At 56.8% G+C, this 15,910-nt stretch carries 17 protein-coding genes; 8 read left to right on the plus strand and 9 right to left on the minus strand.

What is annotated here, in order from left to right; translation table 11 throughout:
* Nucleotides 1-13: 13 nt before the first annotated feature.
* Complete coding sequence (locus AC01ZF_RS11005) at nucleotides 14-1,252, minus strand: DUF445 domain-containing protein (RefSeq protein ID WP_476575358.1); 1,239 nt, start codon at nucleotides 1,250-1,252, stop codon at nucleotides 14-16.
* Between the two features lie 118 nt (nucleotides 1,253-1,370).
* Here AC01ZF_RS11005 and AC01ZF_RS11010 point away from each other — a divergent pair, with 118 nt between their 5' ends.
* The gene (locus AC01ZF_RS11010; protein WP_476575359.1) at nucleotides 1,371-2,384 is read left to right on the plus strand and encodes a mechanosensitive ion channel family protein; all 1,014 of its coding nucleotides are present in this window, start codon (nucleotides 1,371-1,373) and stop codon (nucleotides 2,382-2,384) included.
* A gap of 113 nt (nucleotides 2,385-2,497) precedes the next feature.
* Here AC01ZF_RS11010 and AC01ZF_RS11015 read toward each other — a convergent pair whose 3' ends face one another.
* From AC01ZF_RS11015 to AC01ZF_RS11030, 4 genes are read right to left on the minus strand one after another with little or no spacing between them, the layout of a single operon-like run.
* Nucleotides 2,498-2,977 carry a protealysin inhibitor emfourin gene (locus AC01ZF_RS11015; RefSeq protein WP_424677235.1) on the minus strand — a complete coding sequence of 160 codons (480 nt, stop codon included), beginning with the start codon at nucleotides 2,975-2,977 and terminating at the stop codon, nucleotides 2,498-2,500.
* Between the two features lie 36 nt (nucleotides 2,978-3,013).
* Entirely contained in the window at nucleotides 3,014-3,955 is a 942-nt protein-coding gene (locus AC01ZF_RS11020; protein WP_476575360.1) for a CPBP family intramembrane glutamic endopeptidase, read from the minus strand.
* 18 nt (nucleotides 3,956-3,973) lie between these two features.
* Complete coding sequence (locus AC01ZF_RS11025; protein ID WP_424677233.1) at nucleotides 3,974-4,618, minus strand: SdpI family protein; 645 nt, start codon at nucleotides 4,616-4,618, stop codon at nucleotides 3,974-3,976.
* On the minus strand, nucleotides 4,611-4,922 hold the full coding sequence (locus AC01ZF_RS11030; RefSeq protein ID WP_424677232.1) for an autorepressor SdpR family transcription factor: 312 nt from the start codon (nucleotides 4,920-4,922) through the stop codon (nucleotides 4,611-4,613). The genes AC01ZF_RS11025 and AC01ZF_RS11030 overlap by 8 nt, the downstream gene beginning before the upstream one ends.
* A 173-nt stretch (nucleotides 4,923-5,095) precedes the next feature.
* Here AC01ZF_RS11030 and AC01ZF_RS11035 point away from each other — a divergent pair, with 173 nt between their 5' ends.
* From AC01ZF_RS11035 to fabG, 3 genes are all read left to right on the plus strand, one after another.
* Nucleotides 5,096-5,575, plus strand: coding sequence for a hypothetical protein (locus AC01ZF_RS11035; protein WP_424677231.1), 480 nt, complete (start codon nucleotides 5,096-5,098; stop codon nucleotides 5,573-5,575).
* 12 nt (nucleotides 5,576-5,587) lie between these two features.
* Entirely contained in the window at nucleotides 5,588-6,694 is a 1,107-nt protein-coding gene (locus AC01ZF_RS11040) for a PHA/PHB synthase family protein (protein ID WP_012615932.1), read from the plus strand.
* Between the two features lie 132 nt (nucleotides 6,695-6,826).
* Nucleotides 6,827-7,567: a 3-oxoacyl-ACP reductase FabG gene (fabG, locus tag AC01ZF_RS11045; RefSeq protein WP_424677229.1), complete on the plus strand. Its 741-nt coding sequence runs from the start codon at nucleotides 6,827-6,829 to the stop codon at nucleotides 7,565-7,567.
* 201 nt (nucleotides 7,568-7,768) lie between these two features.
* Here the strand turns inward: fabG and AC01ZF_RS11050 are convergent, their stop codons facing one another.
* Nucleotides 7,769-9,532, minus strand: a complete 1,764-nt coding sequence (locus tag AC01ZF_RS11050) for a 5'-nucleotidase C-terminal domain-containing protein (RefSeq protein ID WP_424676820.1) — start codon at nucleotides 9,530-9,532, stop codon at nucleotides 7,769-7,771.
* A 434-nt stretch (nucleotides 9,533-9,966) separates the two neighbouring features.
* Between AC01ZF_RS11050 and AC01ZF_RS11055 the strand changes: the two genes are divergently transcribed.
* From AC01ZF_RS11055 to AC01ZF_RS11070, 4 genes are all read left to right on the plus strand, one after another.
* Nucleotides 9,967-12,288 carry a transketolase-like TK C-terminal-containing protein gene (locus tag AC01ZF_RS11055; RefSeq protein ID WP_428113801.1) on the plus strand — a complete coding sequence of 774 codons (2,322 nt, stop codon included), beginning with the start codon at nucleotides 9,967-9,969 and terminating at the stop codon, nucleotides 12,286-12,288.
* A 176-nt stretch (nucleotides 12,289-12,464) separates the two neighbouring features.
* A complete protein-coding gene (locus AC01ZF_RS11060) occupies nucleotides 12,465-12,623 on the plus strand; it encodes a hypothetical protein (protein ID WP_424676822.1) in 159 nt (52 codons plus the stop codon).
* Nucleotides 12,624-12,628: 5 nt separating this feature from the next.
* Nucleotides 12,629-12,934 carry a hypothetical protein gene (locus tag AC01ZF_RS11065; RefSeq protein ID WP_424676823.1) on the plus strand — a complete coding sequence of 102 codons (306 nt, stop codon included), beginning with the start codon at nucleotides 12,629-12,631 and terminating at the stop codon, nucleotides 12,932-12,934.
* Nucleotides 12,900-13,460 (plus strand): TerB family tellurite resistance protein, encoded by a 561-nt coding sequence (locus AC01ZF_RS11070; RefSeq protein WP_424676824.1) that lies wholly within the window; start codon nucleotides 12,900-12,902, stop codon nucleotides 13,458-13,460. The genes AC01ZF_RS11065 and AC01ZF_RS11070 overlap by 35 nt, the downstream gene beginning before the upstream one ends.
* A gap of 130 nt (nucleotides 13,461-13,590) precedes the next feature.
* On the opposite strand, the gene AC01ZF_RS11075 is transcribed toward AC01ZF_RS11070, so the two are convergent.
* The 3 genes from AC01ZF_RS11075 to AC01ZF_RS11085 are packed head-to-tail and all read right to left on the minus strand — an operon-like array spanning nucleotide 13,591 to nucleotide 15,900.
* Nucleotides 13,591-14,466, minus strand: coding sequence for a nucleoside/nucleotide kinase family protein (locus AC01ZF_RS11075; RefSeq protein WP_424676825.1), 876 nt, complete (start codon nucleotides 14,464-14,466; stop codon nucleotides 13,591-13,593).
* Between the two features lie 9 nt (nucleotides 14,467-14,475).
* The gene (gene fsa / locus AC01ZF_RS11080; RefSeq protein WP_012615939.1) at nucleotides 14,476-15,129 is read right to left on the minus strand and encodes a fructose-6-phosphate aldolase; all 654 of its coding nucleotides are present in this window, start codon (nucleotides 15,127-15,129) and stop codon (nucleotides 14,476-14,478) included.
* A 12-nt stretch (nucleotides 15,130-15,141) separates the two neighbouring features.
* Nucleotides 15,142-15,900 carry an SDR family NAD(P)-dependent oxidoreductase gene (locus tag AC01ZF_RS11085; protein ID WP_424676827.1) on the minus strand — a complete coding sequence of 253 codons (759 nt, stop codon included), beginning with the start codon at nucleotides 15,898-15,900 and terminating at the stop codon, nucleotides 15,142-15,144.
* Between the last annotated feature and the right edge of the window lie 10 nt (nucleotides 15,901-15,910).

Raw genomic sequence — 15,910 nt, forward strand, 5'->3', positions numbered from 1 at the left:
CACCATCGCTCGGTTACGGTAGCAATTGTGCAATACTGTAGATGATGAGACCAACTAAACCCCCTACAATGGTACCATTAATGCGGATAAATTGCAGATCGCGCCCAAATTGTAATTCGATCTTGCGCGTCACTTCCGCCGTATCCCAGCTATGTATGATCTGAGTCACGAATTCACCGATTGCCCGCCGGTAACGTCGGACCAAAGCTGCGACTGCCGCAGTGAGCCACCGCTCGATTTTTGCCCGCCATTCAGGATCACGTTCAAGGATGTCGGCAAATTGGGTAACGGCCGGCGCGATTGAACGACGCAACGGTGAGGCAGGCGTCACGCTTTGCTCGAGCAACGTCAGTTTGACATCACGCCAACTCGCCTCCGCCCATTCACGGAGGAGTGGATGCACCAACACTTCGCGCTTCAACGCTTCGCCTTGTTGCTGAATCTGCGGATCAAATTGCAGATTAACGATCCAACGATCGATCAGCGCGGTAAATTGCTGGTAGAGCGGATGATCAGGATCTTCACGCAATTCGCGTAACAAACGCTGTACACCCTCCAATAACCGTTCGTAGATGCGTTGGTCGACGATCCGCGGGACCCACACCGGCAACTCACCGGCGATACGACGCCGGATTTCTACTTCGTTGCTCGCTATGACCTCAGCTAATAAACTCACAATCTGCATGAGCACATCGCGCTGATGCCCACCGGCCAGCAATACGCCTAATAAACGTCCGAGCAACGGTGCCACCGGAATCGTTTCTAACCAACGGCTCAAACCGTTCGCCAGCGCCTGACTCACATCCTCATCGTTCACCACCCGCAACACGCCACTCACCGCCTCCGCAGCGAGATCGGCTACCTGTTCACCCCGTTTGGGGTTCCGCAACCAATGCGCAAGGCGAGTCGCCGGGTCGTGGCGACAGATGCGCTCGGTAATCTGATCGGGATCGAGAAAGTTCGTCTCGATAAAACGACCAAAACTCACCGCAATGCGTGTTTTGCGGGCTGGAATGATTGCCGTATGCGGGATCGGTATGCCTAGCGGATGACGAAAGAGCGCCGTAACCGCAAACCAGTCTGCAAATGCACCGACCATCGCCGCTTCGGCAAAGGCACGGACATACGGTATCCACGGCATAGCATCACGCCAGATACTGGAACCCACAAAGAGCATGCCCGCCATAACTAAGAGACCGGTCGCTAGTAGTTGCATCCGGCGCAGATCTCGCAAACGTTGTTGATCCTCCATACCGGTTTCCTTGCATCAGAGCGGAGAGACATGCAATGTATTATAGAAGCTGTTATTCACTCACCGCTAACGCCTGCGCTCGACCGATCACATCCTGCAACTATGATATGATAACCGTATGATTACTAACGAAATCAATGGCTTTGCACCTGTCATTCTCGTCGGTATTGCCCTTGTCATCAGCATTACCGTTGACTGGATCGTCCGACGGCGTATCCAACGGTGGGCCGACGCTCGTAACCGGATCGTTATCGAAGCCATTGCCATCGCACTCGGCGGACAATTCACCTTCTGGACCTTGTTTCTGATCTTCCAACAAGTTGCCAACCACTTCCTCGCCGAGTCGACCATCACCGCCATCCAGCCTCTTCTCGATCTCGCCGGGATAATGGCGATCACAATCTTGATCGTGCGTTTGATCACGAATCTGGTCGACTCGTACCTTCGTCATCGCCAAATCGGTAACATTTCGCTCATCCAGAATCTGCTACGCGGGTTAGGCGCACTTGCGGTCGGTGGCACCCTCTTAATAAGCTATGGTGTGCCGCTTAGCCCGGTGCTCACCGTTATTGCCGGTTCGAGCCTTGGTCTGACCCTTGCCTTACGAGAACCGTTAGCAAACTTTTTCGCCGGCGTACAGATCATCGTCTCGAACCGGGTCAAGCCCGGTGATTACATTCGGCTCGCTTCCGGTGAAGAGGGATTTGTCACCAATATTCGCTGGTCCGACACGTACATTCGTCAGCTCGCTAACAACATCATCATTATTCCTAACGCACAGATGATTACACAGATCGTGACGAATTTTAGCCGCCCTGAACCGGAGCTAGCGGTGCTGGTTGATGTTGCTGTGAGTGCAGAGGCCGATCTGGAGCGTACCGAAGCTATTGCTTTGGAGGTGGCTCGTGAGGTGTTAACCACGACGACCGGTGGAGTCGCCACGTTTGAGCCGCTGGTGCGCTTTAACACGATCGACGCTACCGGCATCCGCTTCACCGTCGTCTTACGTGGACAAAGTTTTACCGATCAGTTTCTCCTGCGCCACGAGTTCATTAAACGATTACACACCCGTCTTCACCACGAGGGGATCGCTACGCCTACCCACATGGTACGGTTGTTCGCAGAAACATAACGGGCGGGCCGGCATGTATCTGCCAACCCACCCGACACCAGGCGACGATCTACCGCACGGAGTAGAGCAACCTGTGACCATCATCGCGCCGTCGCATACGCTCCCTCTCTGTGCTAAGACAACGGTAACGAACGATGTGAGGTGATATCCGAAATGATCGCGTTCAATACTTCAAGCAATGACCGGCACTCGGTAGGAACATTGGCGTCGGTGAAGCGCATAACTACAGTATCGATCTGAATGAGATAGTTCAACCGATCGCAACAGGGTGACGTAGGGACAGGTGTTGTTGCGAGACGTTCTCCATTCAGGGCAGCGATGATTGTCTGCAATCTGTTACGTTGCGCAGTGCTGAGTGTTGCGGTCATCACCGTTTTCCCCCGCTGGAGACGAACGTTCCCTGTTTCCAGATCGACCGTTAACCGATCATCAAACCCGGCAAATCCTCCACTGCACTCGAAGACGAGCAGCTTGTGAGAGGGTGAACCAGAACTACAAGCAGCAACGAACACAATGCTGTACAAAAGAACAACAAACGGGATGAGACGCAGACGTAAGAATCTACGCTGCATATAACGATAAAACTTGATCATTGCAGATCGACCTTCTTTGCGCAACGTACAATGATGTTAATACGTCGGTTTGACCGTCATCACTCCTTGCAAAGCTCGATCCGGTGGATCGGCAACCGGCAACCGATGGGTCAAAACAAGCGCCACAATGATGACCACCCACAACGGCCAACCGGTGATGCCCAGCGCCGTCGCCCAGATCGTGTCAACTGTCGCCCCTTCGCGGGTAAACAGCGCAATTGCGCCACCAAAGGCATTGATGCTGCCATGCCCGATCACCGCCGGCCAGACGCTTCCTGTCGCCAGCCTCGTCCACCCCAGTATGATGCCTACCAACACGCAGAACGCCGTCATCATCACCACGCCAAGCGCCGGATTAGTCGGGTAGTTGTAGCCGAGCAGGATGATCGGCGCGTGCCACAAGCCCCAAATCACGCCGCTGATGATCAACGCCGGCCATTGGCCGAGCGGCAACAACTGCGGCAAGAGATACCCCCGCCAGCCCCATTCTTCGCCAAACACTGGTGCCGCGTTGAGCAATGGCCCGGCGACCAATGCCACCCCTAGTTGCGCGATCACGATCGGCCATAACGAAATATTGGTTAGCGCCTCACCCGCACCCGCTGCGTTGAGCAGGGCGCGAAATCCAGACAATGACAAATCGAGATCGTAGACGCCGAACAATGCGCTGACAAACGGTGAAACGACCATCATGAGTCCGGGTACCGTCCACGCAAACAGCCAGTACCAGCCCCAGCGCCGGCCTTTGCCGATCCCCAACCCGGTCGCTTTCACGATTCCTCCCGGCGGCGGGCTAATCCAGCGGGTTACGATCAACGTCGCCAATGCCGGCGTGACCATCATCGCCAGCATCAGCGGCAACGCCAGCGGATTGGCCAGACCGGCCTCGCTCAGCCACAATGGCGCGCAGCACAACCACGCCAAGCCCACACTTAAACCAACAAACCAACCTAACCCACGCCAATTCAGCGCAGCCATCAGTGTTTCCTTTCGCGGCTAGCCGGCCCGGTGCAGCCGCCGCCACACAATGTACGAATACGGGATGGTCGCCAACGCCGGCACAATGATCAACGGAAAACTGGTCGCAAACAGCCAATCTTCCGGCACGAACAGGCTGACCAGCGCCGACGCCAAGCCGCCGGCCACGAACAAGCGCGCACCGACCCGGTGCGTGATCCGCCACACCTCCGGATCGGCCAGCGTCCACGGGGTGCGAATGCCGACAAAATAGTTTGGCGTCACCCGGCCTAACTCGTTTCCTAAGACCGCAATCAGCAGCGCCGCCCCAATGCTGATCAGCCGCGGGACGCTGATCGGCCAAGCGACCGCTCCACCAACGGTGATGACATGAATCACAGCAAAAAAGATGATGAGGCTATTCATAATCAGCGCGTATGTGCGCGCAAAGGCGACATACCCCTGCCCGTGCGGATCGATCCGCGGCAAGATCGGCGCGAGTGCGGCCATGAGCGTAGCGATCGCCGGTGGAAAGAAGGCCACAAACCACCGGCTGCCATAGCCATCAATTTCACCGGCTGCATTCCAGTGAATTGGCGCCGGATCGGGGATGAAGGGTAGCATCACTGCGCCAAACACCCACATCAGCGCCGTGATGACAATCATGAACCGCAGATTACGCATGGCCGCCCTCCTTTCGTTGTGTATCGGCATCTGCGCCAACCTTGAACAGGTCCATCAACAGAGTCAACACCTCTTGCAACACGGTTGTATTCAGGCGATAGATCATATGTTGGCCATGCCGCTCGGCAGTCACCAGATCCGCCGCCTTGAGCACGCTGAGATGGTGCGATACGCTCGGCGCCGAGATCGCAAACCGTGCCGCAATTTCGCCCGCTGTCATGTCGCGCTCGTTCAGCATCTGGAGAATCGCTCGCCGGGTCGGATCCGACAAGGCGTGAAGCGTGCGGGTGATGGCTTGTTCCATAGATAGTTAGCCAATCTTCTAAATACTCTCAACCCTTAGTATAGATAGCTTCACTGCATCATGTCAAGAGGAATGTATACTATATGTAACCATGCTGTAACTACGTTGACTACCCTACGCACAGAACCGCGCATTTACGCGCCTTGATGGCGCGCCATCAAAGGAGATTGGCAATGACACAGCCACCGAATGGCTTCGACCCAAATGACCCGATTGGGACGTGGCGGGCATGGCGTGACGCCAGCCTCGACGCATGGGCCAAGAGCCTCACCGCAATGGTCAATACCGAGACCTTCTCACAAGCAATAGGCGCCCAACTCGATGCCCTTCTCGCCGTCTCTGGCCCAATTCAGCAAGCAGTACAACAGTACATGGAACGGTATCTGGCCCAAGCCCAGATGCCTTCGCGCAATGAGGTAATCTCATTAGCCAGCCGGCTCACCAACATCGAGTTTCGGCTTGATGATATGCAAGCCCAACTCGATGAGTTGACCGATATGGTCCGAGCCTTGGCCGCTGCTGGTCCAATGACACCGACCGATGTGAGCATGATCGGTGAAAAACTCACCGCAATTGAAGAGCAATTGACCGCCATCGCGGCTGCCCGTCCGACTGCTCGTAACCGCAAGACGACGACTGAAGATAAAGAGTAGGAGTGTTTTGCCATGACTAGTGCAGATGCTGCACCGATCGATTTCGAGCGGATGACCGAGCAGTTGCTGAAGGAGATTGAGCGCACCACGAAGAGCAGCGATATGGCTGCCCGGATTGCGACCAATCGTATCAAAGTCGCGGTCGGTCAGACGCCAAAAGAGCAGATTTGGGCGCTGAATAAGATGCGCCTGTACCACTACTATCCGCAGGTGCCGCCGGAGCAGCGCAAACCGATCCCACTGCTTTTGGTCTTCGCGCTGATCAACCGGCCATATATCTTCGACTTGCGTCCCGGTAACAGCTTCGTCGAGTTCATGCTTAAGCATGGCTACGAAGTCTATCTGCTCGACTGGGGTACCCCCGGCCCGGAAGATGCACATTACGATTTTGAGGACTTCTCGCTGAAGTTTTTGCCCCGTGCAATCCGGGCTATGAAGCGTCACAGCGGCAAGAACGAGTTTAGCATGTTGGGTTGGTGCATCGGAGCGACAATCGTCACCATTTATGCAGCGATGCGCCCCGATGATGGGCTGCGTAACCTGATTTTGCTGACTGCGCCAATCGATTTTAGCGACAAAGAGGGGAGTACCTTCAGCCGCTGGCTCAATACCGAGTACTACAACGTCGATGAACTGGTGCGCCAGTTCGGGAATGTGCCCGCCGCTATCATCGAATACGGCAATAAGATGCTGAAGCCGGTCGAGAATTATATCGGCACCTACTTGAAGCTGTGGGATAACCTCGATAACCCGGCTGTGGTCGAGGCATGGCTTGCCATGAATACATGGGTGACCGATAATGTTGATTTTCCCGGCGCTGCGTTCCGCCAATGGGTCGTTGAGTTCTTCCGCGAAAATCGGCTGATGGAAAATAAGCTCATGATGGAAGGGCGCGTCGTTGATCTTGCCAATATCAAGGCAAACTTGCTTAATGTGATCGCCGACAAGGACCATATCGTCCCCAACTGCCAGTCGCGCTCGGTGATGGATCGCGTCGGAAGTAAGGATAAGAAGCTGATCGAACTGAAAGGTGGTCATATCGGCATTATGGTCGGTAGTGGTGCCAGCAAGCGAGCATGGCCTCAGATCGAATCATGGCTGAGCGAGCGTAGCAACTAGCATTCCCGTCACGTCAGTCAGACACTGTTTGGCATCGTCGTTGTCTGCTAACGACGATGCTAGGGCTCTTTGTTTTCTCAATTTCGTCGCAGCCAGCATTTTTGACGCTTGAAAAACCAGAAGGAGAACGGTATGCGCCTGAGCGGAAAAGTTGCTATCGTAACCGGCGGTGGGCAGGGCATTGGCCGTGCCACGGCGCTCCTGTTCGGCAAAGAGGGAGCGAAAGTTGCCGTCGCCGATATTAACGAGGAAGCAGCCACAGCGACTGCTAACGCGATTCTTGAGGCTGGCGGACAGGCGAAGGCCTTTGTAGTGAATGTCGGGCAAGCAGCTTCGGTGGAGGCGATGGTCAAGGGAGTTGTCGAATGGGCCGGTACCGTTGATATTCTCGTGAACAACGCCGGTATCACCCGCGATGCTCGTATGGTCAAGATGACCGAAGAGCAGTTCGACGCGGTGATTAATGTCAATCTGAAGGGCGTTTGGCTCTGCACCAAGTATGTCGCGCCGATTATGCTCGAAAAGGGCAAAGGCTCGATCATTAACGCCGCCTCGATCGTCGCTTTCAACGGTAATTTCGGCCAGACCAATTATGTCGCCTCGAAGGCCGGCGTGATCGGGATGACAAAGACGTGGGCGCGCGAGTTCGGACCAAGTGGTATCCGAGTAAACGCGGTGGCTCCCGGCTTTACCCAGACTGATATGATCGCGCATGTGCCCGAAAAGGTGCTCGATGAGTTTAAGGGTCGCACACCGCTCCGCCGGCTGGCCACGCCCGAAGATGTAGCATATGCTTACCTCTTCCTCGCCTCCGACGAGTCAGGTTTTATCACCGGTGAGGTGTTGCCGGTTGATGGAGGCTTAGATCTGTAGTACGGCCACCCCTCGTGAGTGCCCGTTGGGGCCCCCTTGTGGGTGCCCCCCTCGTGAGTGCCCGTTGGGGCCCCCTTGTGGGTGCCCCCCTCGTGAGTGCCCGTTGGGGCCCCCTTGTGGGTGCCCCCCTTGTGGCTACCCCCTCGTGGGTGCCCGTGCCCGTGTTGGGGCACCCCTTGTGGGTGTCCTCGGTAGTACCTCTTACTCCCTCTCACTACGTTGCAGCGCTGCACCACCTGCCAACGCCGCCACACCCAAGCCGGCCAGCCATGCTAACGGTGCGAGCTCGCCACCTGTGTTAGGCAGCGTTGCCGGCACCGGCTGCGTCGGCGTCTCTGGCTGCGCCGGTGTCGTTGCCGGTGCTGCACCGATAGCAATGCGCCCATCAACCGCCGGATTGACCGGTGAATTGGCCGCAATGTATTCCTCTACCACATCGGCCAAAATGAAGCCGGTGTCAACCTGATTGCGCCCGCGGGTAAAGACGCTGTAGCCGTCGCCGCCGGTCAGCATAAAGTTGTTGGTCACAACAACATAGTCGGCGTTCGGGTCAATCGGTTTACCATCGACGGTTACGCTGGTTACCCGACTCGTCGCAGGTAGCGACGGATCGTAGGTGAAGCGCAGCCCGGCCACTTGCGGGAACCGACCGGCGCCGCTCTCAACCTGGCTTACGCCATTGTTAAGCGCTTCGATGATCTGTGCCCCGGTGAGTGTTACGAGCGCCAGCGTATTACCGAACGGCAAGACCTCTAAAATCTGGCCGACAGTTACCGGACCGGCAGGGATCGACGCTCGGATACCGCCACCATTGGTAATGGCAATAGTGGCTCCTGAATTACGTGCCTTCGCCAGCATCGCCTCGGCCACTAGATTACCCAGATTGGTCTCGCGTGAGCGGATGTTGGTTCGGTTACCATCGAGATCAACTGCGGTTGCGCCAACCACGCGGGCACGCAACTGATCGAGAGGGCCACGGAACACGGCAATCCGATTCTCGAACCCTTGATCTGCCGGTAGCGACGGTAAGATTTCGGTTGGATTACCCTGCAAATCGATCACCGTACCGGCAGCGTTGAAGGCCACGGTGATGTCACCTAACCAGCGACCCCACTCCCAGTCGGTCACAACTACCACCGGCTTACCATCCGGCCCAGCGATGAGTTCGGGGTACGGCGGTGTACGTACATTGTTCATCGGCCCCATCGGGGTGTGCGAGTGACCGCCGATAATCAGACTCATCCCACCAACTTCGCGTGCAATCTGGCGATCAACATTAATACCGACGTGGGTCAGAGCGATGATCGTGAAGACACCTTCCGCCTTCAGCGCAGCAACCTGCTGCCGCGCCGCTTCAATCGCCGATGTGAAGCTAATGCCGGAGCCGGCGTTCGAGAGCACGCCGGTGTCTTCTGGGGTGAGGCTGAAGATGCCGATCTTCCGGCCATCTTTTTCGATAATCGTGCGCGGCTTGATTAAGCCGGCCAGCGGATTGCCGGCGGCAACCGCAATATTCGCGCTCAACACTGGGAATTTGGCCCGCGTGATGAAGTCAACCAGCGCCTGCGGCCCCTTGTCAAATTCGTGATTGCCGACGGCCATCGCCTCATAGCCAATTGCGTTATAGAACTCGAGATCGGCCATGCCGTTGTATTGGTTGAAGTAGAGCGTCCCTTGGAATACATCACCGGCATCAACCAGTAAGGTCGGCATTGCCGTCTCGCGACGGATCTTGTCAATTAATGCTTTACGGCGCGAGACACCGCCGTGAACCGGATTGTTACCACTGAACACCGGTTCAATCCGGGCATGGTGATCATTCGTGTGCAGAATCCGCATGCGAAACGCAGGGTTTTCCTGCGCCAACGCTAGCCGGAAGCTGCCATCACTGTAGATCGAAAGCAATGCGCCAGCACCGAGAGCAACCGTCCCTTTGAGAAACCGCCGACGTGAGATCTTCTCCATAAGGTATGGTCTCCATTTCAAGTCACGAACAACCAACGCTCGCTACACCGCCAATCGTCACGGTGTCGGTTAACAGAGAACACACAGACCGCGAGGTACAAACCGACATTTATGCTGGTATGGGCATGCGCATAGTACCGTAGATACGACATTTTGGCAAGTGAATCAAGGAGCGTTTCTACCCATTCTGAAGCACTTAAACGATTATTCAATCGCTCTTAATCGTTTCTTGATACAACTGCATCTCATTGCGATGATGAACATACATTTGGACGGCGGGAGTTAGACGCTCGCAGCAAAGAGAGCGCCATCGTTCCAATTATGTCGTGTCATAGGTGCCTGTTGGGGACCCCTCGTGGGTGCCCTTGGGTGCCCGCCAGCATAAGGTATAATATCAGTGACCCCGACAACACTGACTCGATAAGGAGCAATGTATGCCCCGCACTGAACTAACGCCCGCGCTGATCGGCGCCATCGAAGAGGTGCAACAGCGTGTGCTTTGGTTGGCGACCTTAATGATCTACCACGCGAACCATGTCCGCCATAATCCCGACGGGGTGAAGGTGGGTGGTCATCAGGCTTCGTCGGCTTCGATGGTCACGATTATGACTACACTCTATCTGCACTACTTGCGTCCCGGTGATCGGGTGTCGGTCAAGCCGCACGCTTCGCCGGTCTATCACGCGCTGCAATATTTGTTGGGCCGGCTCGATGCGCGCTACCTCACCCAATTGCGCGCGTTTGGCGGCCTCCAAGCGTACCCTTCGCGCACCAAAGACCCCGATCCGCCCGATTTTTCCACCGGCTCGGTCGGCCTCGGTGCAGTCGCCCCGGCCTTTGCCGCCCTCAGCGCACAATACGCCGCCTCTCATTTCAACCGGCCCGCCACCCAACGCTTTATCTCTCTCGTTGGCGATGCCGAACTCGATGAGGGCAATGTCTGGGAGGCTGTGATCGATCCGGCGCTCGCCGAACTCGATAATTTGCTCTGGATCGTTGATCTGAACCGGCAGAGTCTCGACCGAGTAGTACCTGGCATCCGCGCCGCGCACCTTAAGCGTCTCTTCGCCGAAAGTGGTTGGCGTGTATTGGAAGCTAAATACGGTTGTCGTCTGCAAACACTCTTTGCCCAACCGGGTGGCGATGTGCTGCGCACTCGCATCGACGAGATGAGTAACGAGGAGTATCAGGCTCTCATCCGTTTGCCCGGCCCCGACCTGCGCCCTCGCCTGATCAACGGTGACGAGCGGCTTGCCCGCTTGCTCGCCACCGTTCCCGATGAGGAGTTGCCGGCGACGCTGGCAAATCTCGGCGGTCATGATGTGATGGAATTACTCAAGACGCTTGCTGCCGCCGATGCTGAACCGCGCCGGCCAACCATCATCTTTGCCTACACGATTAAGGGTTGGGGATTGCCCATTGCCGGCAATCCGCTTAATCACTCGATGTTGCTCACACCCGAACAGATCGAGGCGCTGCGCGAACAGTTCGGCATCGCCCCCGGTCACGAATGGGATCGCTTACCACCCAACTCGCCCGGTGGCCAGCTCTGCGCTGAAGCCGCGGCCCGTCTGTATGGCGCGCCCGATCACACTGCGCCTGCCGTGACTATTCCCCTGCCCGACGAGATTGCCGTGCCGGCCAGTGGCATGGTCAGCACCCAAGACACCTTTGGCCGCTTTCTCGTGCGCGTCGCCGATATTGCTGGTTTGCGCGAACGGATTGTGACCGCATCGCCGGATGTGTCAGTTTCGACCAATTTGGCCGGCTGGATTAACAAGACTGGGGTGTTTGCCCGCCACGAAGAGCCGGATTTTGAGACTGAAGCCTATCGCATGTTGCGCTGGCGACGCTGGCCGGGTGGGCAGCATATTGAGCTGGGCATCTCTGAGATGAACCTCTTTATGCTGCTGGGGATGTTTGGCTTGGCGGGTGATCTAATTGGCGAACCGCTGATCCCGATCGGCACTGTCTACGATCCGTTTGTCTGCCGCGGCCTCGATGCGTTTATCTACGGCCTCTATTCGGGAGCGCGGTTTATTGTCGTCGGTACTCCCAGCGGCATTACTTTATCGCCCGAAGGCGGCGCGCACCAGTCATCGGTCACAGCCTCGTTAGGGATTGAGTTGCCCAATCTGGCGAGCTTCGAGCCGTGTTTTGCCCTTGAAACGACGTGGCTGCTGCGCGAGGCGCTCCGCCTCTGTATCGATCCCAACGGATCGGCGAGCTATCTTCGCCTTTCGACCCGCCCCATCGACCAAAGCCTACTCCAACCGGCCCTCGACCGGCTCGGTGCCGCCGAACTACGCCAACAAGTTCTGCGTGGCGGCTATCGGTTGATCGACCGCGCCGATTACCACGATCATCTACGTGCGCCGGTCGTGCAGATCGTCACCGGTGGAACACTCGTGCCCGAAGCGGTAGCAGCAGCCCAGTATCTGCACCGTGAAGGGGTAGCTGTGAATGTGATCAACCTCACCAGCGCCCGCCGTGTGTTCGAGCAATGGAAACAGGGCAGCGATATGAGCTGGCTCATCCCGCCCAGCGAACGCAACGCGCCCATCGTGACCGTTCACGACGCCGCTTCACACGCGCTGGCATGGCTCGGCTCCATCCACGGCGCACCACTGCGCGCCCTGGGTGTTGACCAATTTGGTCAGTCGGGAGCACGTGATGACCTCTATCGCGCATTTGGGCTTGATCCATTCTCGATTGCAGAAGCCGCTTTTGAACTGATCGATAGGTACGTGCTCTGAGTACGTATACCAATTGCCCCGACTGGTCATATCCGCAATTTACTAGCCGAAACCGTTCTTTTCTTTGGCTGTAATACTCCCGTAACACATTTCACAAACACGGATGAGCCGTTATAGAGTAAGCGTGTGAAGACCGATCGGCGGCTACTATTGTCTTTTGACCCAGGAGCAGTCTCATGCTTCCAACTAATGATCCACAGAACGAATTGCAACATCACGTTATTGATCTGATGACGAACATCTTTAGCCGGGTTATTGAAGAGCGAAAGCGCCATTATGCGCAGCAACCGAAGCCCAACAAGACATACCAGGGATCATCTCGGCATATGCCGTAAGCAATATGGCTATCTCGGGTGGCTTAGGATTGATTCCTGGTTCGTTCGGGCTGTTAGCGGTAGTCCCGGAAATTGGCCTTATCATTCGCAATCAAGTAGCGATGCTCTATGACATCGGGATGGCTTACGGTAAAGACAATGTCATCACCGTTGAATTACTGCTGGGAATTTTCGGCTCAGCCTTAGGTGCGGGCGGTATATCGTTGCTCACCAATGCATGCGAGCAAAATCCTCGTCCGCCGAGCCTCGCTTCGCGTCATTCAGCAGGTTATCAAATTGCTCGCCTGGCAAGTCACCCAACGCTTGATTAAGGCGACGATCAGCAAATGGCTCCCTATCGTCGGAGCTGTGGCAGTGGCCGCGTGGTCGTACTCCTCAACCAATCAAATCGGCCAAAAAGCGGTCGAGATATTTAACAAAGACATTCAGATTGTGTCAGAACAGGATGCACAACCTGAGGAATGGTTAAATGCCTTTGCACAGCGCATCTGCTATGCACAGTACCGCATCCGAATAGCAGACCTCAACAACTTGGTCAAAATCGACGGCAACGTCACGCCGGAAGAACAGACCTTTTTGTCCCAAACGTTCCAAGAATCGGGCCTGAGCGATCAACAAGCGCGTATCTTGCTCGCTGTGCTCCACACCAATACCAATTTCACAATTGATTATGAAGCCTTAGCTGCCCAACCTGAGGAGATAGTCGGTTTATTGATGAAGATGGTGGCATTAGCACGCTGCGATGGTGAACTGCATATCGCCGAGAAACTGTATATCACGCAGATGGCACAACGGCTGGGCATCGCCGAAACCGATCTGAACGAACTTTTTCGCTAGTGTAGCCTAGCCATACCTCAACTCCTACCCATCGGATAGGTTGGATGATAGTTACCAGACCGGGGCAGGCATGAAGCCGCCCCGATCACCTCTCAATCAGGATGCCTGCTTCTGGCCGCTTCCCAGCAGATCATTGCCAGCCTCCTGTCTGGCGTAGTAATATCACAGCTACTAAGGTCTGGGCAAAGGTCAAGGTTGCTATGGTCGGATCTGTTGCCTCATCGCGCGGTAGTTGCCCCTGCACCGGTAAGTATGCTCGCAAAGCCGCACTCACCCGATCAAGCACTGGATCATTTTCGGCCATCACGAGCATCGCCGGTATCCCGTCGTCATCGGCAGCGACCGGCCGTAGCTGTACGACCGCCGTCGCGCCAACTGCGTGGACGATACCGGCCAGATCAAACGCCATTGCCCGCCGCCGCAACGACATCTGCATGTCAAGCCCATCTGTTCCCGGAACGAAACGCAACACTACATCGGCCAACGGGCGCTGAGGCGCAATGTAGCGCTGGATGTCACGCTCGCGGGCCGGCCACGCCGCCTGTACTTCGGCCAGTGTATAGCCGCGCTGTTTGACATCCCGTTCTTCGCGCCAGCGCCGGTACAGGTCGGGATGCGGATCGAGATAGACGGTCAAGTCAAACAGCTCAGCTTGTACCGGCGGAGTGAGCGTGAGCGCGCCATACGCGATCACCAGACCGGTTGGCGCAACCCGTTCGCTGCCTCGCGGCGCACCGGTCACGTGGTCGTATACCGGCTTATTGATGGTTTGGCACCTGCGCAACGCCGCCAAATCAGCCGCCATGCGCTCAAGATCGGTCGCCGCCGGATCAGCGTCGGTCAAGCCGAGCGCCGCCCGTTCGGCCCGGCTGTAGCGCAGATAATCATCGAGACTGATCGGCGTCACACCTTGCGCACCCAGTAGACGAATAATCCCACGGGTCAGGGTCGTCTTGCCAGCGCCGCTCGCGCCAATCAGACCAAGCATCAGGGGTTGGTCGTCCATAACCTCTTCTCACGAAGCCGAACGCGATTTCCAATCGGCGAGAAACTGTTCGATCCCACGGTCAGTTAAGGGATGGCGCATTGCCTGCTGCAACACCTTAAACGGGCAGGTCGCAATATCAGCCCCCGCCAACGCCGCTTCGACAATGTGGCGCGGATGGCGGATCGAAGCGGCCAAGATTTTAGTCGTAATCTCGCGATCTTGGCGATAGATGCCGGCAATTTCGCGAATGAGCGCCATGCCGTCAACGCCGGTGTCATCCACCCGCCCGACAAAGGGGCTGATGATAAACGCGCCAGCCCGCGCCGCCAACAGCGCCTGCACCGAGTTGAAGCAGAGCGTGACGTTACAGCGGATGCCGTGCTTGGCCAACTGACTCACCGCGCGTAACCCCTCGGTCGTGCTCGGCACCTTGATAATCACATTCGGATGCCACGAAGCGTATTCAATGCCCTCGCGCACCATACCCTCAGCATCGAGCGAGATGGTCTCGGCGCTGATCGGGCCATCAACCAGTTCGGCAATCTCGGTAATGATCGCCTTAAAGTCAGCACCGCGCTCACGCGCAATCAGGGTCGGGTTGGTCGTCACCCCGCTGAGAATGCCCCAACTGGCCGCTTCCCGAATTTCGGCCAGATTCGCCGTATCGAGATAGATCTGCATTGTGCTCCTCCTCTATTTGGGCGCCATCCGAATCGCGCCATCAAGCCGGATTACTTCGCCATTCAACATCGGATTTTCGATAATATGCTGCACCAGCGCAGCATACTCCGCCGGACGGCCAAGCCGCGAGGGGAAGGGTACCTGTGCGCCGAGCGATTCGCGCGCCGCCGCCGGCAAGCTAGCCATCATCGCTGTATCAAAAATACCCGGCGCGATCGTCATCACTCGGATACCAAACCGGGCCAATTCGCGCGCCGCCGGCAAGCCCATTCCCACCACCCCCGCCTTCGAGGCTGCATACGCTACTTGACCGATTTGGCCGTCGAAGGCAGCGATTGAGGCCGTGTTCACGATTATCCCTCGCTCACCCTCCTCGTTTGGCTGATTGTTCGCCATCGCCTGCGCTGCGTAAAGCATCATCTGAAACGTGCCAATCAAATTAACCTCGATCACCCGTTTGAAACGGGCCGGATCATGCACACCATCGCGCCCCAACATCCGCTCGGCCAACACAATCCCGGCGCAGCAGACCAGAGCATGCAGGCTGCCAACGTTTGTCGCTGCCGCCACCGCCGCCGCACACTGCGCCGGATCGGTAACATCGGTACGTACAAACCGCCCGCCAATCCGTTCGGCCAGCTCCATGCCGGCTGCCTCGTTGAGATCGGCGATCGTCACCCGCGCACCGGCTCCGGCCAATCGCTCGGCTGTCGCTGCCCCCAACCCTGATGCGCCACCCGTGACCAACGCACCCAGACCGTTCAGTTGCATTGCTTGCTCC

Source organism: Chloroflexus sp., assembly GCF_056331925.1.

Coding starts and splice junctions, on each gene's coding strand:
- AC01ZF_RS11005 (WP_476575358.1), bottom strand. CDS start 1,252: ATGGAGGATCAACAACGTTTGCGAGATCTGCGCCGGATGCAACTACTA.
- AC01ZF_RS11010 (WP_476575359.1), top strand. CDS start 1,371: ATGATTACTAACGAAATCAATGGCTTTGCACCTGTCATTCTCGTCGGT.
- AC01ZF_RS11015 (WP_424677235.1), bottom strand. CDS start 2,977: ATGATCAAGTTTTATCGTTATATGCAGCGTAGATTCTTACGTCTGCGT.
- AC01ZF_RS11020 (WP_476575360.1), bottom strand. CDS start 3,955: ATGGCTGCGCTGAATTGGCGTGGGTTAGGTTGGTTTGTTGGTTTAAGT.
- AC01ZF_RS11025 (WP_424677233.1), bottom strand. CDS start 4,618: ATGCGTAATCTGCGGTTCATGATTGTCATCACGGCGCTGATGTGGGTG.
- AC01ZF_RS11030 (WP_424677232.1), bottom strand. CDS start 4,922: ATGGAACAAGCCATCACCCGCACGCTTCACGCCTTGTCGGATCCGACC.
- AC01ZF_RS11035 (WP_424677231.1), top strand. CDS start 5,096: ATGACACAGCCACCGAATGGCTTCGACCCAAATGACCCGATTGGGACG.
- AC01ZF_RS11040 (WP_012615932.1), top strand. CDS start 5,588: ATGACTAGTGCAGATGCTGCACCGATCGATTTCGAGCGGATGACCGAG.
- fabG (WP_424677229.1), top strand. CDS start 6,827: ATGCGCCTGAGCGGAAAAGTTGCTATCGTAACCGGCGGTGGGCAGGGC.
- AC01ZF_RS11050 (WP_424676820.1), bottom strand. CDS start 9,532: ATGGAGAAGATCTCACGTCGGCGGTTTCTCAAAGGGACGGTTGCTCTC.
- AC01ZF_RS11055 (WP_428113801.1), top strand. CDS start 9,967: ATGCCCCGCACTGAACTAACGCCCGCGCTGATCGGCGCCATCGAAGAG.
- AC01ZF_RS11060 (WP_424676822.1), top strand. CDS start 12,465: ATGCTTCCAACTAATGATCCACAGAACGAATTGCAACATCACGTTATT.
- AC01ZF_RS11065 (WP_424676823.1), top strand. CDS start 12,629: ATGGCTATCTCGGGTGGCTTAGGATTGATTCCTGGTTCGTTCGGGCTG.
- AC01ZF_RS11075 (WP_424676825.1), bottom strand. CDS start 14,466: ATGGACGACCAACCCCTGATGCTTGGTCTGATTGGCGCGAGCGGCGCT.
- fsa (WP_012615939.1), bottom strand. CDS start 15,129: ATGCAGATCTATCTCGATACGGCGAATCTGGCCGAAATTCGGGAAGCG.
- AC01ZF_RS11085 (WP_424676827.1), bottom strand. CDS start 15,900: ATGCAACTGAACGGTCTGGGTGCGTTGGTCACGGGTGGCGCATCAGGG.